24 protein-coding genes are annotated in these 26,559 nt (G+C 69.5%); 11 read left to right on the forward strand and 13 right to left on the reverse strand.

Annotation, left to right across the window (positions count from 1 at the left end; genetic code table 11):
• Positions 1-38 precede the first annotated feature (38 nt).
• On the reverse strand, positions 39-503 hold the full coding sequence (locus ACW17W_RS03395) for an Hsp20 family protein (protein WP_492079342.1): 465 nt from the start codon (positions 501-503) through the stop codon (positions 39-41).
• Between the two features lie 253 nt (positions 504-756).
• Here ACW17W_RS03395 and ACW17W_RS03400 point away from each other — a divergent pair, with 253 nt between their 5' ends.
• From ACW17W_RS03400 to ACW17W_RS03410, 3 genes are all read left to right on the forward strand, one after another.
• Positions 757-1,572 carry a class I SAM-dependent methyltransferase gene (locus ACW17W_RS03400; protein ID WP_492079343.1) on the forward strand — a complete coding sequence of 272 codons (816 nt, stop codon included), beginning with the start codon at positions 757-759 and terminating at the stop codon, positions 1,570-1,572.
• A gap of 175 nt (positions 1,573-1,747) precedes the next feature.
• On the forward strand, positions 1,748-2,644 hold the full coding sequence (locus ACW17W_RS03405; RefSeq protein ID WP_492079344.1) for a class I SAM-dependent methyltransferase: 897 nt from the start codon (positions 1,748-1,750) through the stop codon (positions 2,642-2,644).
• Entirely contained in the window at positions 2,641-3,693 is a 1,053-nt protein-coding gene (locus ACW17W_RS03410; protein WP_492079345.1) for an alpha/beta hydrolase, read from the forward strand. Before ACW17W_RS03405 ends, ACW17W_RS03410 begins: the two co-directional genes overlap by 4 nt.
• Before the next feature lie 62 nt (positions 3,694-3,755).
• Here ACW17W_RS03410 and hisN read toward each other — a convergent pair whose 3' ends face one another.
• Complete coding sequence (gene hisN / locus ACW17W_RS03415) at positions 3,756-4,541, reverse strand: histidinol-phosphatase (RefSeq protein ID WP_492079346.1); 786 nt, start codon at positions 4,539-4,541, stop codon at positions 3,756-3,758.
• A gap of 64 nt (positions 4,542-4,605) precedes the next feature.
• Positions 4,606-4,989, reverse strand: a complete 384-nt coding sequence (locus ACW17W_RS03420) for a helix-turn-helix domain-containing protein (RefSeq protein ID WP_492079347.1) — start codon at positions 4,987-4,989, stop codon at positions 4,606-4,608.
• Between the two features lie 181 nt (positions 4,990-5,170).
• Between ACW17W_RS03420 and ACW17W_RS03425 the strand changes: the two genes are divergently transcribed.
• Positions 5,171-5,422 carry a GlsB/YeaQ/YmgE family stress response membrane protein gene (locus ACW17W_RS03425; RefSeq protein WP_492079348.1) on the forward strand — a complete coding sequence of 84 codons (252 nt, stop codon included), beginning with the start codon at positions 5,171-5,173 and terminating at the stop codon, positions 5,420-5,422.
• Between the two features lie 75 nt (positions 5,423-5,497).
• Here ACW17W_RS03425 and ACW17W_RS03430 read toward each other — a convergent pair whose 3' ends face one another.
• Complete coding sequence (locus ACW17W_RS03430; protein WP_492079349.1) at positions 5,498-5,980, reverse strand: superoxide dismutase; 483 nt, start codon at positions 5,978-5,980, stop codon at positions 5,498-5,500.
• 131 nt (positions 5,981-6,111) lie between these two features.
• Between ACW17W_RS03430 and ACW17W_RS03435 the strand changes: the two genes are divergently transcribed.
• From ACW17W_RS03435 to trhA, 5 genes are all read left to right on the forward strand, one after another.
• Positions 6,112-7,803 (forward strand): phosphatidylglycerol lysyltransferase domain-containing protein, encoded by a 1,692-nt coding sequence (locus ACW17W_RS03435; RefSeq protein WP_492079350.1) that lies wholly within the window; start codon positions 6,112-6,114, stop codon positions 7,801-7,803.
• Positions 7,804-7,807: 4 nt separating this feature from the next.
• On the forward strand, positions 7,808-8,758 hold the full coding sequence (locus tag ACW17W_RS03440; protein WP_492079351.1) for a TroA family protein: 951 nt from the start codon (positions 7,808-7,810) through the stop codon (positions 8,756-8,758).
• A complete protein-coding gene (locus tag ACW17W_RS03445; protein WP_492079352.1) occupies positions 8,755-9,768 on the forward strand; it encodes a FecCD family ABC transporter permease in 1,014 nt (337 codons plus the stop codon). The genes ACW17W_RS03440 and ACW17W_RS03445 overlap by 4 nt, the downstream gene beginning before the upstream one ends.
• Complete coding sequence (locus ACW17W_RS03450; protein ID WP_492079353.1) at positions 9,765-10,523, forward strand: ABC transporter ATP-binding protein; 759 nt, start codon at positions 9,765-9,767, stop codon at positions 10,521-10,523. The genes ACW17W_RS03445 and ACW17W_RS03450 overlap by 4 nt, the downstream gene beginning before the upstream one ends.
• Before the next feature lie 77 nt (positions 10,524-10,600).
• Complete coding sequence (trhA, locus tag ACW17W_RS03455) at positions 10,601-11,272, forward strand: PAQR family membrane homeostasis protein TrhA (protein ID WP_492079354.1); 672 nt, start codon at positions 10,601-10,603, stop codon at positions 11,270-11,272.
• A 28-nt stretch (positions 11,273-11,300) separates the two neighbouring features.
• Here the strand turns inward: trhA and recQ are convergent, their stop codons facing one another.
• The 5 genes from recQ to petA form a co-directional block, all read right to left on the reverse strand.
• Positions 11,301-13,199, reverse strand: a complete 1,899-nt coding sequence (gene recQ, locus ACW17W_RS03460) for a DNA helicase RecQ (RefSeq protein ID WP_492079355.1) — start codon at positions 13,197-13,199, stop codon at positions 11,301-11,303.
• 95 nt (positions 13,200-13,294) lie between these two features.
• Entirely contained in the window at positions 13,295-14,983 is a 1,689-nt protein-coding gene (locus ACW17W_RS03465; RefSeq protein ID WP_492079356.1) for a M28 family metallopeptidase, read from the reverse strand.
• Positions 14,984-15,100: 117 nt separating this feature from the next.
• The gene (locus ACW17W_RS03470) at positions 15,101-15,973 is read right to left on the reverse strand and encodes a cytochrome c1 (protein WP_492079357.1); all 873 of its coding nucleotides are present in this window, start codon (positions 15,971-15,973) and stop codon (positions 15,101-15,103) included.
• Positions 15,974-15,978: 5 nt separating this feature from the next.
• The gene (locus tag ACW17W_RS03475; RefSeq protein ID WP_492079358.1) at positions 15,979-17,307 is read right to left on the reverse strand and encodes a cytochrome b; all 1,329 of its coding nucleotides are present in this window, start codon (positions 17,305-17,307) and stop codon (positions 15,979-15,981) included.
• A gap of 14 nt (positions 17,308-17,321) precedes the next feature.
• On the reverse strand, positions 17,322-17,876 hold the full coding sequence (petA, locus tag ACW17W_RS03480; RefSeq protein WP_492079359.1) for a ubiquinol-cytochrome c reductase iron-sulfur subunit: 555 nt from the start codon (positions 17,874-17,876) through the stop codon (positions 17,322-17,324).
• Between the two features lie 194 nt (positions 17,877-18,070).
• Here petA and ACW17W_RS03485 point away from each other — a divergent pair, with 194 nt between their 5' ends.
• A complete protein-coding gene (locus ACW17W_RS03485) occupies positions 18,071-18,520 on the forward strand; it encodes a tRNA (cytidine(34)-2'-O)-methyltransferase (protein WP_492079360.1) in 450 nt (149 codons plus the stop codon).
• A gap of 15 nt (positions 18,521-18,535) precedes the next feature.
• Here ACW17W_RS03485 and ACW17W_RS03490 read toward each other — a convergent pair whose 3' ends face one another.
• A complete protein-coding gene (locus ACW17W_RS03490; RefSeq protein ID WP_492079361.1) occupies positions 18,536-22,333 on the reverse strand; it encodes a hydantoinase B/oxoprolinase family protein in 3,798 nt (1,265 codons plus the stop codon).
• 140 nt (positions 22,334-22,473) lie between these two features.
• On the opposite strand from ACW17W_RS03490, the gene ACW17W_RS03495 reads away from it, so the two are divergent.
• On the forward strand, positions 22,474-23,730 hold the full coding sequence (locus ACW17W_RS03495; RefSeq protein ID WP_492079362.1) for a TMEM43 family protein: 1,257 nt from the start codon (positions 22,474-22,476) through the stop codon (positions 23,728-23,730).
• On the opposite strand, the gene ACW17W_RS03500 is transcribed toward ACW17W_RS03495, so the two are convergent.
• Genes ACW17W_RS03500 through ACW17W_RS03510 form a run of 3 tightly spaced genes read right to left on the reverse strand, consistent with a single transcriptional unit; the run spans position 23,727 to position 26,484 of the window.
• Complete coding sequence (locus ACW17W_RS03500) at positions 23,727-24,668, reverse strand: DUF6999 family protein (RefSeq protein ID WP_492079363.1); 942 nt, start codon at positions 24,666-24,668, stop codon at positions 23,727-23,729. The two genes, ACW17W_RS03495 and ACW17W_RS03500, sit on opposite strands and share 4 nt — an antisense overlap.
• Positions 24,665-25,348 (reverse strand): iron-containing redox enzyme family protein, encoded by a 684-nt coding sequence (locus ACW17W_RS03505; RefSeq protein ID WP_492079364.1) that lies wholly within the window; start codon positions 25,346-25,348, stop codon positions 24,665-24,667. The genes ACW17W_RS03500 and ACW17W_RS03505 overlap by 4 nt, the downstream gene beginning before the upstream one ends.
• Positions 25,348-26,484, reverse strand: a complete 1,137-nt coding sequence (locus tag ACW17W_RS03510; protein WP_492079365.1) for a beta-ketoacyl-ACP synthase III — start codon at positions 26,482-26,484, stop codon at positions 25,348-25,350. Before ACW17W_RS03510 ends, ACW17W_RS03505 begins: the two co-directional genes overlap by 1 nt.
• Between the last annotated feature and the right edge of the window lie 75 nt (positions 26,485-26,559).

Consider the following 26,559-nt stretch of genomic DNA (forward strand, 5'->3'; position numbering starts at 1 on the left):
CGCGGGCCGCCCTTTCCGTCATGCCGAGGCAGGATCCATCAGGCCGCGACGGCCTCGCTATCGATCAGGGCGGCCCGACCCGAAGCGATCTCGATGCGCCGGGGCTTGAGCGCCTCGGGCAGTTCGCGCTTCAGGCTGATGGACAACAGGCCGTTGTCGAGGTTCGCCTCGGTGACAATCACATAGTCGGCCAACTGGAAGCGGCGCTCGAAGTCGCGCTCGGCCAGGCCGCGATGCAGATAGGTCTTCTGGACTCCGTCGTCATTGGCGACCTTCCGGCCGGTGACGGTGAGCAGGTTTTCCTTGACCTCCAGCGTCAGTTCCTCGGGGCGGAAGCCGGCGACGGCGATCTCGATCCGGTAGGCGTTCTCGCCCGTCGTCTCGATATTATAAGGCGGCCAGCCGTTCTCCTGACCGGTGCGCGCGGCGCTTTCCAGCAGGGAGGCCATACGGTCGAAGCCGACGGCCGAACGGTAGAGGGGGGTGAAGTCGATGGTACGCATGTCAATCTCCTGACGATCAGCAAGTTTGAAGCCGTCCCTGCCCGGGGAATCCGGGCGCCCGGAACGGCGGTGGGGATCAGATCAGCGGTCCGGATATCGGCCCCGCCGGTCTGTGAAGACCCGGTGACCGGCGCCCTCAAACGCGATGTGGGAAGTCGTTTTCGACGTGCAAGAGGCGCGGGGTGCGACGACGACGGCCTTCTTTCTGCGCCGGCTCCCGGCTAGGGAAGAGGCTCAACCGGAGACATCGCCCATGGCTCGCCGCCTGATACTGCCCGCCGTCGCCACAGCCCTGCTGATATCGGCGCCCGCCTTCGCCCTGGCCCAGGAGGGCATGGCGCCAATGGAAACCCCGGCGCAGCAGGCCGCCCGCCGCGCCGCCATGGCGCCGCCGGTGGTCGAGGAGGATGCGGCGCTCCAGGCGGCCATCGCCTCCACGGCCCGACCCGAGGCCGACCGGGCGCGCGACGCCGCCCGCCATCCCTATGAGACCCTGACCTTCTGGGGGCTGACGCCCGGCCTGACGGTGGTGGAGGTCCAGCCCGGTCAGGCGGGCTGGTGGAGCAATATCCTGAAACCCTATCTGGCCGCGACCGCCGGCCGCTGGATCGGCGCGCCGAGCCCTGCCGAGACCATGGGCGCCGAGGCGGAATCGGCCGACATGGTCGTCGTCGCACGGGCCTTCCACAACTGGGCGCGTCAGGGGTCGACGCCTGCCCTGATGACGGCCTTCTATACGGTGTTGAAGCCCGGCGGCGTCCTGGCGGTTGAACAGCATCGCGGACCTGAGGGGCTGAATGCCTCGGCGACCGGCGCGACGGGCTATGTCTCGGAAAGCTACGTCATCCACGCGGCCCAGGCCGCCGGTTTCGTGCTGGAGGCGCGCACCGAGATCAATGCCAACCCGAAGGACGACCGCGATCATCCGTTCGGGGTCTGGACCCTCCCGCCGGTGCGCCAGTCGGCCGCCCGCGACGGTTCCGGCACCCTGACGCCCGAGCAGCGCGCCGCCTTCGACGCCATCGGCGAGAGCGACCGCATGACCCTGCGGTTCCGAAAGCCGTTGTAGTTTGTGGGCCCCAGCCTTTGGATCACGCGACCTGAACGCGGGGCCCTATCCCGGCTTTGACCCCCGGAACGAACATGGCTAAGTCCGAACCTTGGACATTGGGTGCACGAACCCGTCCCCCCCGGGAGATCTGAATGCATGATCGCGCACAGGACCGGTCTGTGAGGGCTGAAGCATGATCGCGTCGCGCCGCGCGCTGTTGATCGGCGCGGTCGCCTCGGCCGCCCTGTCCTCAGGTCTGGCCGCGTGCGACCGGAAGCCGAAGCCTGCGCCCGAGGCGGAACCCGAACTGCCGACCGGTCCGCCCGAGGGATCACTGGAATGGGCGGTCGAGGGCTCCTGGCGCGCGGCGGATCGTCCCCGGGACGTCTGGCGGCATCCGATGGAGACCCTGCGTTTCTTCGATCTGCAGCCCAGAATGACGGTTGTCGAATTCTGGCCCGGCAGTGGGTGGTACACCGAGATCCTGGCGCCCTATCTGGCGCGCGGGGGCGGAGTCTACTATGCCGCCGGCTTCCCGACGGGGCCGGGCGCCGACAAGGACCAGGCGTCTCTGATGGCCGCCTACGAGCAGCGGTTCACGGCGGACAAGAAGTTGTATGGCGAGATGAAATTCAGCGCCTTCGGCATGGGGACAGGCCCCGTGGCGCCGGCCGGCTCGGCCGATCTGGTCCTGTTCATGCGCAGCATCCATGCATGGATGGCGGCGGGGATCGTCGAAAAGGCCTTCAGGGACGCCTTCGCCGCCCTTCGCCCCGGCGGGGTGCTGGGCGTCGAGCAACATCGCCTGGCGCCGGAAGAGGACCAGGACCCGGCCGCCGCCAACGGCTATGTACAGGAGGCCTTCGTGCGCCAGCTGGCGGCCGAGGCCGGTTTTGTTTTTGAGGCCGCCTCGGAAATCAACGCGAACGAAACAGATACCAGGGATCATCCGTTCGGCGTCGAGACCCTGCCCCCGCAGAGTTTGACGGCCCCGCGCGGAGAAGCCCCGAATCCCGCTTTCGACCGCAGCCGCTATGACGCGATCGGCGAGAGCGATCGCATGACCTTGAAGTTCAGGAAGCCCGAGTGAACCGCGCCGCCGCCTTTGCCGCCAATGCCCCCCTGATGGGAGTTCCGGGCGCCGCCTCGCCGCCGGGCGGCCAGGGCGACTGGTTCCGGGGCGCCGGCGGTCTGCGTCTGCGCGCGGCCTTCTGGACCCCCACGGGGGCAGCCCGCCCGCGCGGCACGGTGGTGCTCAGCCCCGGCCGCACCGAACCGATCGAGAAATATTTCGAGCTCATCGGCAATTTCCTCGCCCGCGGCTGGTGCGTTCTGGCTCACGACTGGCGGGGTCAGGGCCTGTCGGCGCGGTTGTTGCCGGACCGGCTGAAGGGCCATGCCCGGGCGGTCGAGGAGTTTCTGGACGACTACGCCCGGCTGATGGACGCCTATGAGGCGCGGGCGCCCCGCCCCTGGGTCATGGTCGGCCACTCGATGGGCGCCGCCCTGAACCTGTTGACGCTGGAGGCCGGGGAAACCCGGTTTTCCGGCGCCCTGCTGTCCGGGCCGATGCTGCGGATCAAGACCGACAACCGATCGATGTGGTCCGTCAAATTGGCTGTGCGGTGGAACATTCGTCATGGCCGGGCCGGCGAGTTTCTGCTCGACAATCCGGACGACCCCTTCGATCACACCTTCGAGAAGGACGCCCTGACCACGGACGAGAGCCGCTATGAACTGTGGCGTCAGCAGCTCTATGCCTGTCCGCACCTGGCGGTCGGGGGGCCGACCTGGGGGTGGCTGAATTTCGCCCTCGACGCCGGTGAACGTTCGCTCAAGGTCAAGGCCCTGAAATCTGTCAAGATTCCGACGACTATCGTGCAGGCGGGGGATGATGACCGGGTGTGGAAACAGACCAATCGATGGGCTGCCCGTCGCCTTGGCCGGGGACGCTATGTCGAGGTACAGGACGCCAAACACGAGGTGATCATGGAGACGGACGACAAGCGCGCCGTCTTCCTGGCGGAGTTCGACGCCCTGGCGGACTATGTCTCCCCGATCGAGGATCTGGCCCCGATCGGCAAGGGCGCGGCGGCCGTTCCCGCGGCGCCGGACGAACGGGACCAGCAGACCGCCTGAAAACAGAAACCGGTCGCGTTGGACGCCGTCCAGCGCGGCCCGGATGTCGCTCCAGTATTGGTCTAGAGGGCGGCTCGTCGCAGGGTCACAAGCGCCTGTTCGCGGATGGCGACATCGCCGACGGCCAGAATCTGGCCCGTGTCGTCCGGCGCCTCGCCGCGCCAGTTGGTCACCGCCCCGCCGGCGGCCTCAATGACGGGAACAAGGGCGGACCAGTCCCACGGTTTCAGACCAGCCTCGACCACCAGGTCGATGCGACCGGCCGCGAGCATGGCATAGGCATAGGCGTCGCACCCGAGCCGGGCGAGACGGGCGGTCGCCCTGACCTGGGTCCAGGCCCCCCGTTCGGAACCGGTGAAGATGTCGGGATCGGTGGTGGAGATGACCGCATCCGTCAGGGTGTTGCAGGCGCGGACCCTGATGGGGCGTGTTTCGCCCCGGCCGATCAGCACGGCGCCCGACGGGCCGCCGAGAAAAATCTCGTCGAGATAGGGCTGGGCGATGACGCCAACCTCGGGCCGGCCCCCGCGACGCAGGGCGATCAGGGTCGTCCACAACGGCAGGCCGGCGATGAAGGCGCGGGTGCCGTCGATCGGGTCCAGCACCCAGACCTGTTCGGCGTCCGGCCGGTCCTCGCCATATTCCTCGCCGACGACGCCGTGGTCGGGATAGCGTGCGGAGATCAGGCGCCGGATCGCCGCCTCGGCCTCCCGGTCGGCCTGGGTGACCGGATCGAAGCCCGCCGCGCCGCCCTTGTCCTCCTCGGCGTAGACCCCCCGGAAAAACGGCAGGGTGACGGCGGCGGCGGCATGGGCCAGTTCGACGGCAAAGGCTTCGTATTCGGTCATGGACGGCGGGATACTACACGCCCCGCCGTGGAGCCATCCAGATCGTCAGACGATCCGGGGTGGATCAGTTGGCGACGTCGCCGTCGCCGTGCAGCGACTTGGCCAGATCCAGCAGACGGCGTCGCGGACGCTCGCCCAGCTGATAATAGGCCTGGATGAGGTCCATGGTCTCCTTGCGGGAGAACATTTCACCGGCCCCGCCGTTGGCGCCCTCGCTGCGCTCCATCGCCTCGGTCAGGCCGTCATAGAAATAGTTGACCGGGGATTCCAGCGCCTCGGCCAGTTGCCACAGGCGGGCGGCCGAGATGCGGTTGGCGCCGCATTCATATTTCTGGATCTGCTGAAAGCGGATCCCGACCTGAAGCGCGAGCTGTTGCTGGGTCAGGCCCAGCAGCCGGCGACGGCGGCGCAGGCGGCGACCCAGGTGGAGATCGATGTCGGTGGCCATGGCCCCAGTTCCCCTCAAATGGCGGGCCGTCCCGAAATGGAACGGCTCGCCCTGATCGCCGCAAGCCCCGTGCCGCATTCGCCTGTCGCGCGAGCCATCATCAACAAATGCAAAGGTTGTCGCAACCACCCGCTCTCTACAGCATTCTTTGCCCAGAGCTTGAGCTTCTGGAGAATAGAAAATGGGTCTCGGTATCATTGGCTGGATCGTCATCGGCATCGTCGCCGGCTGGCTGGCTGAAAAAGTCATGGGTCGCAATCACGGCCTGGTGACAAATCTTATCGTCGGCGTCGTCGGCGCCCTGCTGGGCGGCTTTATCGCCGGCAATCTTCTCGGCATTCCCGTCGGCGGTTTCAACCTGGTGACGTTGATCGTGGCCTTCGGCGGCGCCTGCCTGCTGCTGTTCCTTCTGGGTCTCGTCAAAAGGCGCTGATCGCTTCGGCGAACAGACGAAAGGGGCGGCCCGTCGGGCCGCCCCTTTTTTGTGGCGTCAGATCGCGTCCGGCAGTCAGGCCTGGGGCGAAACCGGGGGCGAGGCGGGCTCGGACGGAGCATCGGCGTCAGTGCCGTCCGTCATTGCGCCATCGGTCGCCGGCGGTGTGACGGCGTCGGGAGCAGGCGCCGGTTCGCTGATCGGGGCTGCGGCTTCAAACTCGGGCCTGGTCCAGGCGACCGCAATGCCCGCGCCGTCCGGCTTCAATCCGCCCAGCGGCACGCCGCGCAGAACGCCGTCCGAGCCGCGAACCTTCAGTTCCTGGGCGCCATCGACGGTGTGAACGCCCTCGAGCTTGCCCAGCACCATGCCGTCCGAGCCCTTGACCTCGGAGCCGGGCTGGATCTGCATTGTGCCCGGAGCGGGGGCGGCGGCCGCAGGCTGGCCGGCTTGCGAGGCCGGGGGCGGCGTCTGGGTCATGGCGTCCTGGGCGAAGGCCGGGGCGGAACCGAGAACAAGCACGGCGGCGCCGGTCAGAAAGGCAGTTCTTGCAAACATGATCGTTTCCATTTCGGGACGGCCGGGGCGCCGCCTGACAAAACAACACCCCCCATTTTCGATTGTTTCGCGCGCCCAGAAATGACCCCGGAGCCGCCCCGATTGCCCGATTCATGCTATCGGCGGCCACAATGAGCATCCCCAAGGTCAAAACACGCGGCGTGGCGCTGCGCCTCGCGGCGCTGGCGGCTGAGGCGACGCCGCAAATCTTCGCCGTGGCTGTGTTCGCCGTCGGGGCGGCAATGACCGTCTCCGCCGTGACCCCGGCGTTCGGATACCGGCTCAGGACCCTGGCGGGTTCGGTCACGCCGCTGTTGATCGACCTGTCCCATTTCGCGGCCAGCGTGGTCGGTTTTCTGCTGTTGCTGTTGTCGGCCGGTCTGTGGCGCCGGCGTCAGGGGGCCTACTGGGCCGCCCTGGTTACGCTCATCGCCGGGGCCGTCTTCTCCTTGCTGAAAGGACTGGACTGGGAGGAGGCCGGCGTGCTGGCCTTTGTCGCCGCCCTGCTCATTCCCTGCCGGTTCGCCTTCAACAGGCGCTCGCGCCTGCTGGAGCCCCTGCGGCCCGGCTGGCTGGCCCTGCTGGTCTGTTCGGTGGCGGCGGCGCTGTGGCTGGGGTTCTTTGCCTGGCGGGACGTCGAATACACCGACGAGCTGTGGTGGAGCCTGCTGACCGACCGGGAGGCATCAGGCTTCATCCGGGCGGCGGCCGTTCTGTCCATTCTCGCCCTGGCGGTAGCGGCGGTGTCGCTGCTCTCGGCCCCCGGCGCCGGGCGACACCGTCCGGCCAGTCCCGAAGACCGCGCGCGGGCGCTGGAGGCCCTGGCGGCGGCTGACCGGGCGACCCCCGAGGCCTGGCTGGCGGCGCTGGGCGACAAGGCCCTGTTGTTCAGTCCGTCGGGCGCCAGCTTCCTCGCCTACCGGGTGCGGGGCCGGCGATGGATCGCCATGGGCGAGCCGGTCGGTCTGGTTTCGGAACGGTGCGATCTGTTGTGGGCCTTTGCCGAGCTGGCGGATTCATGGGGCGGGGCGGCGGTCTTCTATTCGATCAGCGAAGAGCTTCTGGGCGATATCGCCACCCTGGGGCTGGCGGTGCGCAAGGTCGGGGAGACGGCCGTGGTGCCGGTCGAGGACTTCACCCTGGAGGGCAAGGCGCGACAGAACCTGCGGACCGCCGTCAACCGGGCGGAGCGGGAGGGGGCCTCGTTCGAGGTCCTGCCGCCCGGCTCGGCCACGGCCCTGGCGGAACCGCTGCGCGCCGTCTCGGACGCCTGGCTGGCCGGGCACACCGGCGACGAAAAGGCCTTCTCCATGGGCCGGTTCGATCTGGACTATCTGGACCTGACGCCCCTGGCCGTGGTGCGGGTGTCGGCCGACGGCGGACCTTCGCGAATCGTCGCCTTCGCCAATCTCCTGCCGGGCGCGGGTCAGCCGGGCGAGATCGCCGTCGACCTGATGCGCCATACGCCGGACGCCCCGCACGGCGTCATGGACTATCTGTTCATCCGCGCCATCCAGTGGGCGGGCGCCCAGGGCTACAGCGACTTCGATCTGGGCATGGCGCCCCTCGCCGGTCTGGAAGATCGCCGTCTGGCGCCGGTCTTCGCCCGCGTCGGCGCCCTGGTGTTCGAGGAGGGCGGCGCCCTCTACGGCTTCCAGGGCCTGCGCGCCTACAAGGCCAAGTTCTTTCCCGAATGGCGCGCCCGCTTCATCGCCGCCCCGGCGTCCAGCCCCCTGCCTCTGGCCCTGCTTGACGTCGCCCTGCTGACCTCCGGCGGTTGGCCCGGCCTGCTGGGTCTCGGCAAGCGGCGCAGGGCGGGTTGAGGCGATGGGGCTGGAACGTCGGAGCCTGATCCTGGCCGGGGCCGGCTTCGCCCTGGCGGCCTGTGCGCCCCGGACCGCCGCGTCGCCGCATCGCGACGTCTTCGCGGCGGGCCAGCCTGCGGCCCTCCTGATCTGGGCCCTGGCCCCCGGGCGGCTGATCGGCTGGCCCCGCCGGCCAGCATCCGTCGCGCTGGATCTGATGGGCCCCGGAGCGGCGACCCTGGCCGAGACGGGCGCCCTGGCGTCCGGAGGGCGGCCGGCGGGTCTGGAGGCGGTGGCGGCGCTGGAGCCGTCCCTGGTTCTCGACTATGGCGACCTCGACCCCGCCTACCGGGCCATGGCGGAACAGGTGCGGCGGCGGCTGTCGGTCGACTATCGCCTGATCGACGGCGCCCTGGAGCGGACGCCGGACGCCCTCGCCGAGGCCGGACGACTGCTCGGCGCAGTCGAGCGCGGAGCGCGGCTGGCGGATCAGGCGCGCACCGTCCTGTCCGGATGGCGCCGTCCGCCCGGGTCCGGCCCGAGGTTCTATTATGCGCGCGGCGGCGACGGTCTGGAGACCGCCTTCGGCGACGCCCTGGCGGTCCAGGTCATGACGGGCGCCGGCTGGACCAATGTCGCGGTCGGAGGGGGCGAACTGGGCCGGGTGTCGCGCGAACAGGTCGCGGCCTGGGACCCCGAGATCGTGGTCACCCTCGATAGCGGCTTCGCCGGGGCGGCCGCGCAGGACCCGGTCTGGCGCCGGCGGCGTGACGGGCGTCGTCGGGACCTGTTGCTGATGCCCGACCGGCCGTTCGGCTGGATAGACCGGCCGCCGTCGATCAATCGGCTGATGGGGTGTGCGGCCCTGTCGGGCGCCAGCCCGCAGCGTCTGGCCGAACTGGTCGCCCTGCTGTTCGGGCGAACGCCGGACCGGGCGCAGATGGCCGCCCTGACCCCGCGACGGATCGCATGAGCGCCGCCCGCGCCTCCGGGGGCCAGGTCCGGTTTGCGGGTGTCGCGGCGGGACTGGCGCTGGCCACGGCAGCCCTGTCTCTGGCGTCCCTGGCCACCGGGCCGCTGGAAGTCAGCGTGCCCGATCTGGTCGCCGCCCTGTTCGGCCGGGGGTCGGAGACCGCCGCACTGGCCCTGGGTCTGCGCGGCCCGCGCGTCCTGACCGCCCTGATCGTCGGCGGGGGTCTGGCCGTCTCGGGCGCGGCCTTCCAGACCCTGTTCCGCAATCCTCTGGCGGCGCCGGACCTGCTGGGCGTGTCGTCCGGGGCCGGGCTGGGCGCGGCGATCGCCCTGCTGGCCGGGGCGGCGGCCCTCATGGTGCAGGCCGCGGCGTTCGCGGGCGGTCTGGCTGCGGCGGGGCTGGCCGTGGGCTGTGCGGCGATGGCCCGCGCGGCCGACCCGCGTCTGGCCCTGGTGCTGTGCGGGATCGTGGTCGGGGCCCTGGCCTCGGCGGGACTGGCCCTGGTGGTGATCCTCGCCGATCCCTACAGCCAGCTTCCGGGCGTCACCTACTGGCTGCTGGGGGCCTTCTCGCGGGCCGACGGACGCGAGGCCCTGATCGCCCTAACGCCCGCCGGTCTGGGCCTGGCGATCCTGTTCGGGCTCGGCTTCCGCCTCGACGCCCTGTCGCTGGGAGACGATCAGGCGCGCGCCCTCGGCCTGCCCGCCGGACCGCTGAGGCTGGTCGGGGTCGCGGCGGCGGCGCTGTTGACCTCGGCGGCGGTGTCGATCGCGGGCGTGGTGGGGTGGATCGGCCTTCTGGCGCCCCACGCCGCCCGGCTGATGGTCGGCCCGTCGGCGGGCAGGCTGCTGCCGGTCAGTCTGTTGACCGGCGCTGTGGCGGCCCTGCTGATCGACCGGCTGACGATGCTGGCCGGACCCGCAGAACTGCCCGTCGGCCTGATCGCCGCCGCCCTCGGCGCGCCCGCTTTTCTGGTCCTGTTCGTCCTGACCTCGCGGGACCGGACATGAGCGCCGGATTGACCGGGGCCGGGGGGGAGGCGCTGCGTCTGGAGGGTCTTGTGGCGGGGGAGGGGGCGTTCCGTCTCGGACCCGTCTCGCTGGAGGTCGCGCCCGGCCGCAGCCTCGCCATCGTGGGGCCGAACGGAGCGGGCAAGTCCAGCCTGTTGCGCGTGCTGGCGGGTCTGCGCCGTCCGCGGGCCGGTCGACTCTACAGTCCCGGCCCGGTGGCCTGGTTGCCGCCCCCGGGGTCCGTCCAGAGCGGGCTGGAGGTGCTCACGATGGTGGCGCTGGGCCGGGCCGCCCGCCGCCGGTGGGCCCTCGCCCTTTCGGCCGCCGACCGGGCGGCCGCGCTTGAGGTCCTGGATCGACTGGGTCTGGAGGGGCTGGCCTACCGGTCCTTCGACACCCTGTCCAGCGGCCAGCAGCAACTGGTCCTGATGGCGCGACTGACGGTCCAGGACGCCGCCGTCTGTCTGGTCGACGAGCCGACCGCCCTGCTCGATCCCGTCCATTCAGCGCGCGTGGCCGAGGCCCTGTTCGATCTCGCCTCATCGTCGGCCCGCGCCCCCGCCGGCCGGATCGTCGTCATCGCCACCCACGACCTGAGCCTCGCCGCGCGCGCCGACAGGCTGTTGCTGCTGGCCCGGCCGCCGGTGGAGCTGGACCCCCGCGAGGGCCTGACGCCCGGGCGGCTGGAAGCGGTCTTCGGGAGGCCTGTCGCGGTCTGCCCCTGCTGCGGCCAGCCGTCCCCGACGATGCCGTAGGGGCGCCCCGGTGACATGATCAGGTCACGAGGCTAGACTAGGCTTCACGACTTCGCCGTTGCGTCCGGACTGCTCCGATGAACATTCCAGGGATCGACCTTTCCCGCCACTATCCCACTCCCGGCGCCCGCATCGCCGACCTGATCGTGCATCTGACCGGACTGGTGCTGGCCCTGTTCGGCGGCGGCGTATTGCTGGGTCTGGCGGTGTCGCGCGGCGATGTCGGATTGATCGCCGGTCTGATGGTCTATGCGGCGGGCCTGCTGGCCATGCTCGGCTTCTCGACCGCCTACAACTTCGCAAAACCCGAGTGGCAGCCGGTGCTGCGCCGGCTGGACCACGCCGGCATCTTCCTGATGATCGCGGGGTCCTACACCCCCTTCACCACCCACAACCTGGACGGGGTCTGGTCCTGGGCCATGACCACGGCGGTCTGGACCATCGGCGGGCTGGGGGCGCTCGGGAAGCTGTTCCTGCCGGGGCTGGGACGCAAATTCTGGATCGTCCTCTATCTGGCGCTGGGCTGGCTGGTGCTGATCGCCATCAAGCCGATGCTGGCCAGTGTGTCCTGGGTGGCGATGCTGCTGCTGGCCATCGGCGGGCTGGTCTATACGACCGGCGTTCTGTTCTATGTGCAGAAGCGGCTGAAGTATTTCCGCGCCATCTGGCACGGCCATGTCGTCGCCGCCGCCGGGGTCCACTGGGCGGCGATTCTGGTCGGGGTCGTTCTGACCGCCGGGGCGCACTGATCGGCGGAGGCCCGCAAACGTCCAGGGGCTATTGGGCGTCGCGACCGGCGGCGAGGGCCTCCAGAACGCCCTTGCCATAGCGGTCCAGTTTCGACTGGCCCACGCCGGAGATACGGCCCAGCGCCTCCAGCGAACCGGGCTCGGCCAGGGCGATTTCCAGCAGGGTCTTGTCCTGAAAGATCACATAGGGCGGGACATGCTGCTCGCTGGCCCGGTCGCGGCGCCAGTTGCGCAGGACATCGAACCGGGCGCGGACGTCGGCGTCCAGCGCCTCGACGGCGGCGTTGCGGTCGTTGCGGGCGCGGTTCCTCGGATTGCCTGACCGGGTCGAGGCGTCGAAGCCGGCGGGGACGCGGCGGACCTCGATGGGGCGCATCCCCCGATAGACAGCGCGTACGGCCTCGGCGTCGCCCAGACCGACCAGGGGCTTGCCGTCGTTGGGGTCCTCCAGCAGCAGGCCCTCAAACAGAAGGTGGTCGATGATGTCGCGCCAGCCGTTGGGCGAGGTGTCCTTGCCGATGCCCCAGGTGGACAGGGCGGTCTCCCACGGCTGGACCTCCTTCGTCTTGCCCAGCAGGTGGTCGACGACCCGGCCCCGGCCAAACTGGCCACCCAGACGCTGGACGGCGGCCAGGGCCTTCTGGGCCGGGACCGTGGCGTCATAGAGGGGCGGGGGATCGCTGCACACGTCGCAGACGCCGCAGACATCGGCGTCGATCTCCCCGAAATACCGGCGGACGGCCTGGGGGCGACAGACGGCCCCGTCCAGCATGGCGAACAGGCGGCGGACCTTGGCGGTCTGGACGGCCTTGACCTCCTCGGCCATGGGGCGGCCCTCGAGCCGGCGCAGGGACCAGGCGATGTCGGAGGGGCCGTACAGGGTGATCCCCTCGGCCGGTTCGCCGTCGCGGCCGGCCCGGCCGATCTCCTGCCAGTAGGCCTCCAGCGATCCGGGCGGATCGGCGTGGATGACGAAGCGGACGTCGGCCTTGTCGACCCCCATGCCGAAGGCGATGGTCGCCACCATCACCGCCCCGTCCTCGGCGAGGAAGCGTTCGAGGCGGCGGTCGCGGGCCCGGGCGTCCATGCCGGCGTGATAGGCGATGGCGTTGACCCCGGCGGCGGACAGGGCGTCGGCGACGCGTTCGCAGCCGTCGCGGCTGCCGCAATAGACCACGCCCGACTTGCCCCGTCGCTGGCGCACCAGTTCGATGACGGCGGCGTCGGTCCGGGCGCGCGAGGCGCTCTCCTTGCGGACGGCCGAAAGCTGCAGGTTCGGCCGGGCGAAACTGTCGACGAAGACGGCGGCGCTCTCCAGCCGCAGGGAGCGAACGATGTCCTCACGCGTCCGGGCGTCGGCGGTGGCCGTGACGGCGATGCGGGGCACGCCAGGGAACAGCTCGGACAGGCGTCCGAGCGTCCGGTAGTCGGGCCGGAAGTCGTGCCCCCACTGGGAAACGCAGTGGGCCTCGTCGATGGCGATCAGGCTGAGCGGCAGCTCATGCAACCGGTCGATCAGATGCGGCTGGGCCAGGCCTTCGGGCGAGACATAGAGCAGGTCCAGTTCGCCCTCGCGCGCGGCGCGAAACACCGCGGACCTCTCGTCCATCGACAGGCCGGAATCGAGCCGGGCGGCCCGCACGCCGAGCTGCTTCAGCGCCTCGACCTGATCGGCCATCAGGGCGATCAGGGGGGAGACGACCAGGCCGAGGCCGGGGCGCAGGATGGCGGGGATCTGGTAGCAGACCGACTTGCCGCCGCCGGTGGGCAGGACGGCCAGGACGTCGCGCCCGGCCATGATCTCTGCGACGACCTGTGACTGCAGGCCCCGAAAGTCGGCGTGGCCCCAGAGGCGGGACAGGATCGCGCGCGCCTGGTCCAGCCCGGGGGCGGGGTTTGCAGCGATTGCGAACGAGTCGGGAGGCATCGGCGGGTTGTGTCACCGATGCGGGCGGGAGGCCAGAGCGGCTGACGCGTCTCCTCCCTGTTCGCCGCCTGGCGAATGGGGAGGAGACCTTGACCTCAGTCCCCCTTGCGCTGGTCGGCGGTCGGGGCTCGGGCGGGGCCGAACTCGGAGCCGGGCTTCCATTCGGGCCAGTCGCGGCTGTCGGCGAGGGCGCGGCCGACCTGATAATAGACCGTCAGATCCTCGATCTGGCCGCTGTAGTCCCAGTCGGCCGACCATTCGTCGTCGGCCTGATGGTAGCGGCGGGCTCGGTAGTCGTCGCGGGCGGCGTTGCGGGCCGCCAGAGGCTCGTCGCGGAAGTCGCCGGCCGAGGCGCCGTAAGCCATCGGCACGCCGCGCTTGGCCAGCGGGAAGTGGTCCGAGCGGAAATAGATCCCGGCCGGGGCGCCGCCGTCGGGGGTGACGACCCGGCCCTGGGCCTCGACCGCGGCGCTGGTCCGCTCGTCCAGTTCGGAATGTCCGAAGCCGACGATGCTGAAGCCGGTCGTCCGGCCATAGATGTTGGCCGAGTCCATATTCACGCCGCCCGCCGTGGTCGCCAGCGGATAGAGGGGGTTGGCGGCGTAAAACTCCGAACCCAGCAGGCCGCTTTCCTCGCCGGTGAAGGAGATCATGACGATCGAGCGGGCGGTGCGCGGGGCGGCGGCGAAGGCGCGGGCCAGTTCCAGCAGGCCGGCGGTGCCCGAGGCGTTGTCGACCGCCCCGTTGAAGATGGCGTCGCCATTGGCGTCGGGCGTCCCGACCCCGATGTGGTCCCAGTGGCCGGTGAACAGGACGGTCTCGTCCGGCCGGGTCGCCCCCGGCAGGCGGGCGACGACATTGTGGGTCTCGATCCTGCTGGAGGCCAGGTCATACATGCCCGAGAAGGTCGCCCCCGGCAGTTCGACGGGGCGGAAGTCGCGGCTGCGGGCCTGACGCTTCAGGGCCTCGAAATCCAGACCCGCCTGCTGGAACAACTGGACGGCGACGTCGCGCTGGATCCAGGCCTCGACCGGCACGCGCTCCTTCGCCGGATCGGCGCGGACGATGTCGAACTGGGGCGCGGTCCAGGAGTTCCTGACCGTGCCCCAGCCATAGGAGGCGGGGCGGTCCTCGTGGACGATCAGCACCCCGGCGGCGCCCTGACGGGCGGCCTCCTCGTACTTGTAGGTCCAGCGGCCGTAGTAGGTCATGGCGGCGCCGCCGAAGGTGTCGAGCGAAGGGTCTTCAAAGTCGGCGTCATTGACCAGAACGACGAGGATCTTGCCGCGGACGTCGACGTCCTTGAAGTCGTCCCACTGCCGCTCGGGCGCATCGATGCCGTAGCCGACGAAGACCAGCGGCGTGTCCTTCAGCATGACATGGGTCGCGTCGGTCTGGCCGGGCAGGCGGGTGGAGATGACGATCTGCTCGCCCTGCGTCAGGGGCTGGGTCCAGTCGCCGACCTTGAGGCCGGCGCGGGCGTTGGAGACCTGGAAGCGGTTCAGTCCGACGGCCTGGGTCCACAGGCGCGATCCGTCGGCCTGCGGGTCGCCGCCGGCCTCGAAGCCGGCCGCCGCATAGCCTTTGGAGAGATAGTCGATGACCTTCTGCTCCGCCGGAGTGGCGATGCCGCGTCCCTCGAAATCATCGGCCGACAGGATGCGGATGTCCTCGGACAGGCGTTCGGCGCTGAAGGCCGGGCTCGGGCTCGGGCTCTGGGCCAGGGCGGGACCGGCGAGCATCAGGGCGGCGGCGAGGACGGCGTGGGACGGGACGATGCGCATGGGGACTCCGGAGACGGACACTGTCGCGACCCTAAAGGCTGATCGACGGCGGGAGCAAAGAAAAAGCCCGCCCCGGCGGACCGGAGCGGGCTGATGGTCTGTGACCCGGTGTCGCGCCTAGTGGGCGATGCCGGCCCAGATGCGGCGGTAGCTGGCGTAGGTCAGACCGGCGAACAGGGCGAGGAACAGCAGGACGCCAAAACCGGCCTGTTTGCGCTCAACGGCGTGCGGCTCGGACGCCCAGGCGATGAAGGCGGAAACGTCCTTGGCCATCTGGCTGCGCGTGGCCTGGTTTCCGTCGTCGTAGGTGACGAGGCCGTCGCTGGCCAGCGGGTTGGGCATGGCGATGAAGCCGCCCGGCGGAACGTGGGCCCCGGCCGGCATGAAGGGCGTCAGATCGCCGGCCATATAGGCGTTGTAGTGCTGGGTCGAGGTCATCTTCAACTCGGCGGGCGGCGTGTCATAGCCCGTCAGCAGGGAGTAGATGTAGTCGGCCCCGCCGTGACGGGCCTTGGCCATGACCGACAGGTCGGGCGGGTTGGCGCCGCCGTTGGCCGCCGCGCCGGCCGTGGCGTTGGGATAGGGCGCCGGGAACTTGTCGGCCGCGATGCCGGGCCGTTGCAAGGTCTCGCCCGTCTCTGTGTCGATATCACCGATCTGGAACTCGGCCGCGATCGCCTTGACGAAGCGGTTCTCGGCCGGGTTAGCGGCGTGCTCGTCGTAGAAGGGCCCGCCCTTGATGCCCAGGTCGCGGAAATGCAGCAGGTTCATCGAGTGGCAGGCGGCGCAGACCTCGCGATAGACCTTGTAGCCGCGCTGCAGCTGGCCCTGGTCGAAGGTGCCGAAGGGACCGTCGAACGAGAAACCGCCGTCCTTCAGCTTGTGGGCGCCGCCGGAGGCCAGGGCCGGGGAGGCGGCAAAGGCCAGGCCGGCGACGGCCGCAATGGCGACGACCGAGCGTTTGAGGGTCTTGGAGATGGAAAGCGTCATCGCGCTCAGCCCTTCTTTTCGGCTTGGGCGGGGGCCGCCTGCGGGATCGCAGCGGCGCCGGTCAGGACCGGGTCGGAGATGGTGGCCGGGATCGGCAACGGCGTTTCCTTCAGCCCCACCAGCGGCATGATGATGAAGAAGAAGGCGAAATAGTAGGCCGTCAGGAAGCGGGTCAGCCACAGGAAGGAGTTCAGGTCGCCGTCGATCAGGTTGAAGGTCTTGAACGAACCGATGACCGGAGCGTCGGGCAGTTGACCCCCGCACCAGCCGAGGCCGAGGCCGACGATGACGAAGATCACGAAGAACACCTTCATGGTCGGACGATAGCGCATCGACCGGACCTTGGACGTATCCAGCCAGGGCAGGACGAACAGCACGCCGATGGCGCCGAACATGGCCACCACGCCGCCGAACTTGTCAGGGATGGCGCGCAGGATGGCGTAGAAGGGCAGCATGTACCATTCGGGCACGATGTGGGCCGGAGTCTGCAGCGGATTGGCCGGGATGTAGTTGTCGGCGTGGCCCAGGGCGTTCGGCATGAAGAAGACGAACAGGGCGAACATCATCATGAAGACCAGAAGGGCGAAGCCGTCCTTGACCGTATAGTAGGGGTGGAAGGGCAGGGTGTCCTTGGCCGTCCGGTCCTTGGGGATCAGGATGCCGACCGGATTGTTCTGACCGGCGGTGTGCAGGGCCCACAGGTGCAGCACGACCACGCCGAAGATCACGAACGGCAGCAGGTAGTGCAGCGAGAAGAAGCGGTTCAGCGTCGCATTGTCGATGGCCGGGCCGCCGCGCAGCCAGATCAGGACGGGCTCGCCGATGACCGGGATGGCCCCGATCAGATTGGTGATGACCTCGGCGCCCCAGTAGGACATCTGGCCCCAGGGCAGGACGTAGCCGAGGAAGGCCGTGGCGATCATCAGGAAGAAGATCACACAGCCCAGGATCCAGATCATCTCGCGCGGCGCCTTGTACGAGCCGTAGTAGAGGCCGCGCAGCATGTGGACATAGACGGCGATGAAGAACATCGAGGCGCCGTTGGCGTGGACATAGCGGATCAGCCAGCCGCCGTTGACGTCGCGCATGATGCGCTCGACCGAGGCGAAGGCCAGGCCCGTGTTGGGCGTATAGTGCATGGCCAGCACGATGCCGGTGATGATCTGGATGACCAGGCAGACCATCAGGATCGCGCCGAAGGTGTACCAGTAGTTCAGGTTACGCGGCGTCGGCAGCGACATGTAGTCGGCGCCGAAACGGATGATCGGAAGACGCGTATCGAGCCACTTCTCGATGCCGGTCTTCGGGACGTAGGTGGATTCGTGTTCGCTCATCGCTGTCGTCGCCCTCAGCCGATCTTGATGGTGGAGCCGGCCGTGAACTCGTACTCGGGCACGACGAGGTTCAGGGGCGCGGGGCCTTTGCGGATACGGCCGGCCACATCGTAGTGGGAGCCGTGGCACGGGCAGAACCAGCCGCCGAAATCACCGGTGCCGAAGGTCGGAATGCAACCCAGGTGGGTGCAGGAGCCGATGACCACCAGCATGTTCTCGTGTCCGGGCTTGGTCCGCTCGGCGTCGGTCTGGGGTTCTTTCAGACCGGAGGCGTTGTCGTCGGCCTTGGCCCGGGCCACCTCGGCGGCCGTGCGGTTGCGCACGAAGACCGGCTTGCCCTGCCAGGTGATGACGACCTGCTGGCCTTCCTGGACCTTGGAGGTGTCGAACTCGAGCGTCGACAAAGCCAGGGTGTCGGCGGCGGGGTTCATCTGGTTGATCAGGGGCCATGCCACCATGACGCCTGCGCCGACCGCCGCAGCGCCGGCCGCGATGTGGATGAAGTCGCGGCGGTTGGGATCGCCCTCGGGCCCATGGCCCACATCTGCTGTCACGACCGGTTCGGCCAAGTCTCACCTCTGAATGTCCGCGCCCCGACCCCGGGAAGCCGGGTCGCCGCGTCGGTTGGGTCTCGCTCTCGCAGCCCCCGAAGGACATCCGGCCGGTCAGTTGCGGGACTTTCCCAAGCGACGGAAGTCACTTGCGAAACACTCGCAATTCAGGCCGCGACAAACCCCCGGGTCGCGCGTATGAGGGCCTTAGAATGCGGCTCGCCCTTTTTCAACCGGACATTCCTCAGAACGTCGGCGCCTGTATCCGTCTGGGCGCGTGTTTTGGCGTGGAATTGCACGTGATCGAGCCGGTCGGGTTCGATTTCGGCGACCGGGCCATGAAACGGGCGGCGCTGGACTACGGGCCTCTGGGCCATATGCGGCGGCATTCCGACTGGGACGCGTTCCAGCGGGACCGGGGTCCGGGACGGCTGGTGCTGTTCACGACCCGGGGGGCCCAAACCCTCGACGCCTTCCGTTTCGAGCGCGACGATATGCTGCTGTTCGGTCGCGAGACGGCCGGGGTTCCCGATGTCGTCCATGCGGCGGCGGACGCCCGGGTCTTCATCCCGATTCGGCCCGAGACGCGGTCGCTGAACCTGTCGGTCAGCGCCGGCATCGCCCTGTGGGAGGGGCTGAGGCAGGTGGAGGGGCTTTCGTAGCCTTCCTCCTCTCCGTCATCCCCGGGCTCGACCCGGGGATCGGACCGTCAGGGGCTTTGCGCCTGACATGAGGCCGGTCCTGCCATCGCGCGCCTGCATCTCTGCATGGTTGGCGGAACGTCCGGCCCTCGGGTCAGGCCCGAGGGTGACGGACTCGGGGGGGCTGGTCCGCCCGTAGCCCCCGCCGCCCGGGGTCTCGATGACGAAGACGTCGCCGGGGTTCATGGCGGTCCCGGCTGTGGAGCCGAGTTGCTCAATCTGCCCGTCTACGCGTTCGATCCGGTTCTGGCCGACCGCGCCCGGCTCGCCCCCGTCGACGCCGAAGGGCGGGATGCGGCGGCGATTGGACAGGATGGCGGCCGTCATCGGCTCCAGAAACCGCATCCGCCGCACCGTCCCGTCGCCGCCTCGCCACCGCCCGGCGCCGCCCGAGTCGCGGCGGATCGAGAATTCCTCCAGCCGGACGGGAAAGCGGGTCTCCAGCACCTCGGGGTCAGTCAGGCGGCTGTTGGTCATATGGGTCTGGACGGCCGAACCGCCGTTGAAACCAGGCCCCGCGCCCGAGCCCCCGGCGATCGTCTCGTAGTACTGTCGGGTCGCGTCGCCGAAGGTGAAGTTGTTCATCGTGCCCTGGCTGGCGGCGAGCACGCCGAGGGCGCCGTAGAGCGTATCCACGACGGCCTGTGAGGTCTCGACGTTGCCGGCGACCACGGCGGCCGGATAGCGGGGGTTCAGCATCGACCCCTCCGGCACGATCAGGCTGATCGGCCTCAGACAGCCCTCGTTCAGCGGAATCGCGTCGTCGACCAGGGTGCGGAAGACATAGAGGGTCGCCGCCCGGGTGATCGACAGGGGGGCGTTGAAGTTGCTCTCCAGCTGGGCGCTGGTCCCGGTGAAATCGACCACGGCGGTGCGGGCCTCTGCGTCGACGTCGATGCGAACGCGGATGAGGGCGCCGGAATCCATCTCCCAGGCGAACATCCCGGGCTTCAGGGCGGAGATGGCCCTGCGGACCGCTTCCTCCGCGTTCGACTGGACGTGGCCCATATAGGCCTCGACCACCGGGCGGCCGAACTCGGCGACCATGAGATGAAGCTCCTCGGCGCCCCGGGTGCAGGCCGCCACCTGGGCCTTCAGATCGGCCAGGTTCATGTCGATGTTGCGGGCGGGCCAGCGGCCCGAGGCGAACAGGGCGCGGGTCTGCTCCTCGAGCAGCCGGCCTTCGTCGATCAGCAGCACATCGTCGATCAGGACGCCCTCGTCCTCGACGGTGCGGGAGGTCGCGGGCATGGAGCCGGGGGTCAGGCCGCCGACGTCGGCGTGGTGACCGCGCGCGGCGACGAAGAAGGCCGGCGCCGCGTCCTCGTCCAGGAAGACCGGCAGGATGACGGTGATGTCGGGCAGGTGGGTGCCGCCGTTGTAGGGGGCGTTCAGCATATAGATGTCGCCGCGCCGCAGGCCGCGACCGTCTCTTGCGTCACCGCGCGACCGGACCACGGCGGCGATGCTCTCGCCCATCGAGCCGAGATGGACCGGGATGTGCGGGGCGTTGGCGATCAGGGCGCCGCCCGCATCGAAGACGGCGCAGGAGAAGTCCAGCCGCTCCTTGATGTTCACAGAGTATGCGGTGGCGCGCAGGGCCTCGCCCATCTGTTCGGCGGCGGCCATGAAGCGGGCGTTGAACACCTCCAGCAGGATGGGGTCGGCTTCCGTGCCGACGGCCTTGCGGGGCGCGAGCGGCCGGATGCGGGTCAGGATCAGGGTCAGGGCCGGATCGACCTCGGCCCGCCAGCCGGGCTCAACCACCGTGGCGCCTGTGCCCTCGAAGATCAGGGCCGGGCCGTCGATGCGGGCGCCGGGCGCCAGGGTCTCGCGACGGAAGACGGGGGCGTCGTGGTCGGCCCCGGCCATGCGGACGCGGACCCGGCTTTCCGCCTCCACCGCATGGGCGGATGCAGGTCCGGGCGTTCGGGCCGTCTGGTCTGTCGCGCCATCCCATGACACGCGAGGCGAGGCGATGGCCTCGACCTGAAGGGTATCGATGATCAGGTCGTGCCCGGCGACGAAGCCGAACCTCTGGCGGTGAACGGTCTGGAAGTCGCGGCGCATGGCGCCGGCCGCGCCGAACGGAACCATCAGGGCGGTGTCGGACCCGGCGTATTTGATCTCGGCGCGGGCGACGGTGGAGACGATGTCGTCCGGTCCCTGTCCGCTGAGACCGGCCAGGGCCGCCCGGGTCAGGGCCTCGACCCGGGCGGACAGGGCGGCGACCGGCCCGTCGTCAAGCGCGACCCCGACCGTTTCCTGACGCAGGGCCCGGACATCCGCCAGACCCATGCCATAGGCCGAGAGGACGCCCGCCAGCGGATGCAGCATGACGGTGGTCATGCCCAGGGCGTCGGCGACGAGGCAGGCGTGCTGGCCTCCGGCGCCGCCGAAGGCGTTGAGGACGTGGCGGGCAGCGTCGTGGCCGCGCTGGATGGAGATGGTCTTGATCGCCTCGGCCATATGCTGGACGGCGATGGCGATGAAGCCCTCGGCGAGGTCGAGGGGGTCCGCGGGTCGGCCGGTGACGGCCGTGACCTCGGCCGCCAGGGCATCGAAAGCGGCGTGGACCGCATCGGCGTCCAGCGGCTGATCCGCCTTCTGCCCGAAAACCGGCGGGAAATGGTCGGGGTGCAACTTGCCGAGCCGGACGTTGCAGTCGGTCACCGTCAGGGGGCCGCCGCGCCGGTAGGCGGCGGGGCCCGGCACGGCGCCGGCGCTTTCGGGACCGACCCTCAGGCGCGATCCGTCGAAGCGGCAGATGGAGCCGCCCCCTGCCGCCACCGTCTCGATGGCCAGCATCGGGGCGCGCAGCCGGACCCCGGCGACGACACTGTCCGAGGTGCGCTCATACTCGCCGGCATAGTGGGAAACGTCGGTGGAGGTGCCGCCCATGTCGAAGCCGATGACCTGGTCGAAGCCGGCGTCGCGGGCGGTGGCGGCCATGCCAACCACGCCGCCCGCCGGCCCGGACAGGATGGCGTCCTTGCCCCGGAAGGCGTGGGCGGAGGTCAGGCCGCCGTTCGACTGCATGAACAGCAGGGGCGTCGCCTCGCCCAGATCCGCCCCGACCCGGTCGACATAGGCGCGCAGGACAGGCGACAGATAGGCGTCGGCCACTGTCGTGTCGCCGCGCCCGATCAGCTTGATCAGGGCGCCGACCTCGTGACTGACGGAGATCTGTTCGAACCCGACCGCCGCGGCGATCTCGGCCAGTCGGATTTCGTGGTCGGTGAAGCGCCAGCCGTGCATCAGGACGATGGCGACGGCCTTGATCCCCGCAGCCCGGGCGGCGGTCAGGTCGGCGCGGGCCTTGTCCGCGTTCAGGGGGGTGACGACGTCGCCGTCGACGGCCAGCCGTTCCTCGATCTCGAGGACTGCGTCATGCAGGGGCGGGACCGGAACGACATGGCGGGCGAAAATGTCGGGCCGGCTCTGCCAGCCGATGCGCAGGGCGTCGCCGAAGCCCGCTGTGATGGCCAGCAGGGTCGGCTCGCCCTTGCGCTCCAGCAGGGCGTTGGTGGCGACCGTCGTGCCCATGCGGACCGCCTCGACCAGACCGGAAGGCAGGGGCCCCGGACCCGATCCGGTCAGACGTCGCACCCCCTCGACCGCCGCATCAGCATAGTGTTCGGGGTTGCTGGACAGAAGCTTGGCGGTGCGGACCTCTCCCGACGGATCCCGCGCCACGATGTCGGTGAAGGTGCCGCCCCTGTCGATCCAGAAGCGCCAGCCGGGCTGGGCAGGGTGCGTGGCGGGTTCGGTCATGGGGGGATTTGACGCGCCTTCCCCTGCCATACAAGTGGCAGGGACAGGCCAGGCGTCGCCGTTTATGACGACACGGTGGACATGATACGGTGTTCGCCAAGCCAGCCCGTCAGGGGCGTCGCGTTCCGGGGGGGAACAGAATGAACGATCAGGTCACACGCACCACCAGCACCTCGTGGTTCTCGCGTATCGGCGGCGCCTTCAGCGGCGTGCTGATCGGGATCGTGCTGATTTTCGTCTGCGTGGGGGTGCTGTTCTGGAATGAAGGCCGGGCGGTCAAGACCGCACGGGGCCTGGCGGAAGGCGCGGCGACCGTCACCAGCATCGGGTCCGAAGCCGTCGATCCGGCCAATGACCAGAAGCTGGTCCATGTCTCGGGTCCGGTCGCGGTGACCGCCCCCCTGACCGATCCGGCCTTCGGCGTCAGCGGGACCGGCGTGCGCCTGGCCCGTCAGGTCGAGATGTATCAGTGGCGCGAGACCTCGAAGAGCGAGACCCGCACCAAACTGGGCGGCGGCGAGGAGACGGTGACCACCTATAGCTACGCCCCGGTCTGGTCGGGCGCCGCCGAGAATTCGGACGGGTTTGCGGAGCCGAACGGTCACCGCAATCCCGAGTTCGATGTCGAGGCCGCCGACTTTCTGGCCGAGGATGCGACGCTCGGCGCCTTCAGTCTGGGAGAGGACATCGTCGGCCAGATCGACGGCGCTGCGGACCTGACCCTGTCGCCGGATCTCCTGCCGGCCGTTCGCGAGGCGGCAGGGAGCCTGCGGCGGCATGTGGCCATCGTGCAGAACCGGATCGTGCTCTCGGACCGGCCGCTGGCCGACGCCGAAGCCGGCGACGCCGCCGGCGCCGGCCAGGCGGCGGCCGTCGTGCCGGCGGGCCCCGCCATCGGCGATCTGCGGGTAACCTACGCCCTGACGCCGGCCGCCGAGACCAGCGTCGTGGCCCGTCAGACCGGCGAGGGTTTCGCGCCATACCGGGCCCGGAACGGCGAGGAATTCCTGCTGGTCGCCAGCGGCGACGTGCCGGCGGCCGAGATGTTCGAAGGCGCCCAGAACGCCAACAGGATCCTCACCTGGATCGTGCGCGGCATCGGCCTGATGGTGCTGATCGCGGGCTTCGGCATGATCCTGGCGCCGCTGGGCGTTCTGGCCGACGTCCTGCCCCTGGCCGGCACGATCGTGAGGATGGGGACGGGTCTGATCGGCTTTGTGCTGGGGCTGACGGTGGGGACGATCACGATCGCCCTGGCCTGGTTCACCTTCCGGCCGCTGCTGACGGCGGGCATCCTGATCGTCGGCTGCGGCATCGCCTTCGTGGTCTATCGGTTCGGACGCGGACGGGCCCGGAAGACGGTCGCGGCCGAGGCCGCATCAGCCCCGGCGGCCTAACCCGGGGCGGCGCCCACCGTATTGCGGGGATCAAGCGGCAGGCCCGCCGCCTGGCGGTGTTTCAGGACGCGCAGCCATCCATGCATGGCCTCTGAGTCCAGACCGTGCATCATCAGCCGGTAGCCGGACTGGAGCGTGGACAGGGCGACCAGAGGGTGGCCGTTCTTGACGAAGCTCATGTGGTAGTCGGAGCCGAGGATACGGCCGATATAGATGGCCATGACCTCGTCCAGCTGCAGCGAGTTGGAGGCGCGCACAAAGTCGTCGCGCGGCAGCATCAGGGCATAGACCGGGGTATAGAACTCCACCGCCGTCTGGACGTCGATGCGGTTGAGGGCCTTGCGCGGAAACGGCTCGAACGGGACGAATTCGTCCGAGATCATCGAGAAGTCGATGTCGCGGGGCGGCGTCAGATCCCGTCCCTCGGCGCGCAGGGCGGTGTTCAGCTCGATGATGAAGTTGAAGATGTTCAGGTCGTGTTCGAGGAACAGGTTGTTCTCGATGTCCCTGAGCCGGGTGGGGCGCAGGGGACGCGACGGCACCTTGTCGGCGACGCCGGAGTTCATCCGCACGAAGGCGGTCAGTTCCGTGCCGACGTGAAAGTGGCGCAGGATGACGGTGTTGGCCTCGGGCGTGGCGAAGGTGCGCAGGCCCCAGTGGATGGTCCGGTGCAGCAGGCCGTTCAGATTGGGGTGGCGAGGCGAGAGGGCGCGCAGCACCTTCACCAGACAGAAGAACAGGAGCACCACCGGCCGGGCGACGGGAAACAGCCAGCGCCGCGACCACGAGCGGGCGCCGAGCAGGAGGGCGCGCTTGGCGCCCTCGTCGATCGGCAGGCTGTGATCCAGGTACAGGGCCAGCCACGGGTCCGGATCCGCCGGATCGTGGCGCGCCGGATCGAACGGATCGGCGAGACCGGGGGACGAGGCGGACGTCATGCCGTGATCTCCTCGATCTGCAGCGCATAGAGGCGGGCGGTGACGCGGGCGGTGGTGACGATGCGTTCGGCCACGGCCTCGTCAGGCAGGACCATGGCCAGCATCTGCTGGAACTCCTGCATATGTTCGACGTCGTTCTCGCCGTGATAGAGCAGGAATCGAACCGCCTCGTCGGGCAGGTTCAGCCTCGCCTTCACCAGCCGGCCCCAGGGCGCGGCCTTGATCGATCCCAGCCCCTCGATCACGAACATGGCGCCCAGCAGGCCGAAGGGGTCGGGTTGCGACGCCTGATGGAACATCCAGGCCGAGAGAGCCTCGGACCCGATGTTCTTCGGGGCCGAGCGAATAGCGTCGAGCTGTCCGCCGGCTGCGACGAAGTCGGCCTCCAGCAGGCGGAAGTCGCGGTGTTCGGTCACCGCATGGCGCATCAGGGTCGAGCGCAGCTCCAGATGGTCCTCGCCGATGTGGGAGGCCGCGCGGCTCATCCACAGGGCGCCGTCCTTCACCTGTTGCCTGAGGTTGATGAGGAAGGCGTGGTAGTCGGCGATCTCGAACCGGCCGCGCGTCAATTTGCGGATCAGCGGCGTGGCCTCCAGCCGCTGTTCGAACCCGGTGAAGACGACGGTCAGTTTGCGCAGGGTGTCGGCGACCTGATCGTGGGGCGGGGGTCCATCGGCCATTACACCACCTCCAGCATCATGAAACCGACCATGGCGCGGCCGCTCTCGGGAACGATGAGCAGGAGGCGTTCGCCGCGCTTCGCCCGCCCGCTTTTCATGAACGCCTCCAGCATGACCCAGATCGAGGCGGAGCCCACATTGCCGACGGTCGCCAGATTGCTGAACCATTTCGTCTCGGGGATCATGGCGCCGGTGGTCTCCAGGATCGAGACGATGTCCTGGCGCAGCGACCGGGCCGAATAGTGACACAGCAGGTGGTCGACGCGGGCGGGGTCGATGCGGTCCTGATCCACCTTGTCCATCCAGACGCCGATCCAGGCGCGGATGACGACCTTCAGAAGCTCGAAATCCTGCAACAGGGCGACCGCGCCCGAGGCGTGGGCGGGCAGCGGTCCGGCGTGGCTCCAAGCGCTCAGCATGTCCGCCCGGTCGGCGAAGGTGGAGCCGGCCCACATACAGGGGTCGAACCGGCCGGCCAGCGAGGTCAGGTCGATCCACTCGATTTTCAGGGACAGTCCGTCGGGCCGGGGGCGGGGCTCCATGACCACGGCGCCGGCGCCATCGGACAGGGTAAAGCGCAGGAAGTCGGCCTCCATGCGGGCGCGCCCCTTGTCGTCGACCAGGGCCGTGCCCTCGTAGAATCCGGGGCGGAACCAGCGCGACGAGAACTCGCTGCCCGAGGCGGCGGCGACCCGGGCCTCACCCGCCCGGACCTGCAGCCAGGCGCCCTTGGCCGCCATCAGGGCCGAGGCGCAGACCGACTGGTAGGAGGCGAGCTCCAGCGGCCCACAGGCCAGTTCGGCATGGACCGCCGAGGCGTGGCCGGGGACGAGATAGTCGCCCTGGGTCGTCGCCGTCGCCAGATGGTCGAGGTCGTCGGGGCCGAGGCCCGCGTCATCCAGGGCCGCCCGGACAGCGTTCGCCGCCATGGAGGCGTTGGACTGAAACGGCGTCCCGTCCGGCGTCAGGGCATAGTGGCGGGTCTCGACGCCGTTCCAGCGCAGGGCGCGGCGACCAACGGCGGAGGGGCGGCCATGGATGCGGCCGATATGGTCCTCCATCGCCTCGACGCCGACCGGGTCGCCCGGGAGGAAGGCGCCGGCGCCGGTGATGAAGACGTCGCGAAGGGCGGTCATGGGGTGGGTCTAGCAGAGGATTCGCGACGACTCACCGGTCCGGGCGATCCGCAGGCGATCTTGCCCAGCGGCGGC

It is taken from the genome of Brevundimonas sp. FV1ye29L (assembly GCF_058681095.1).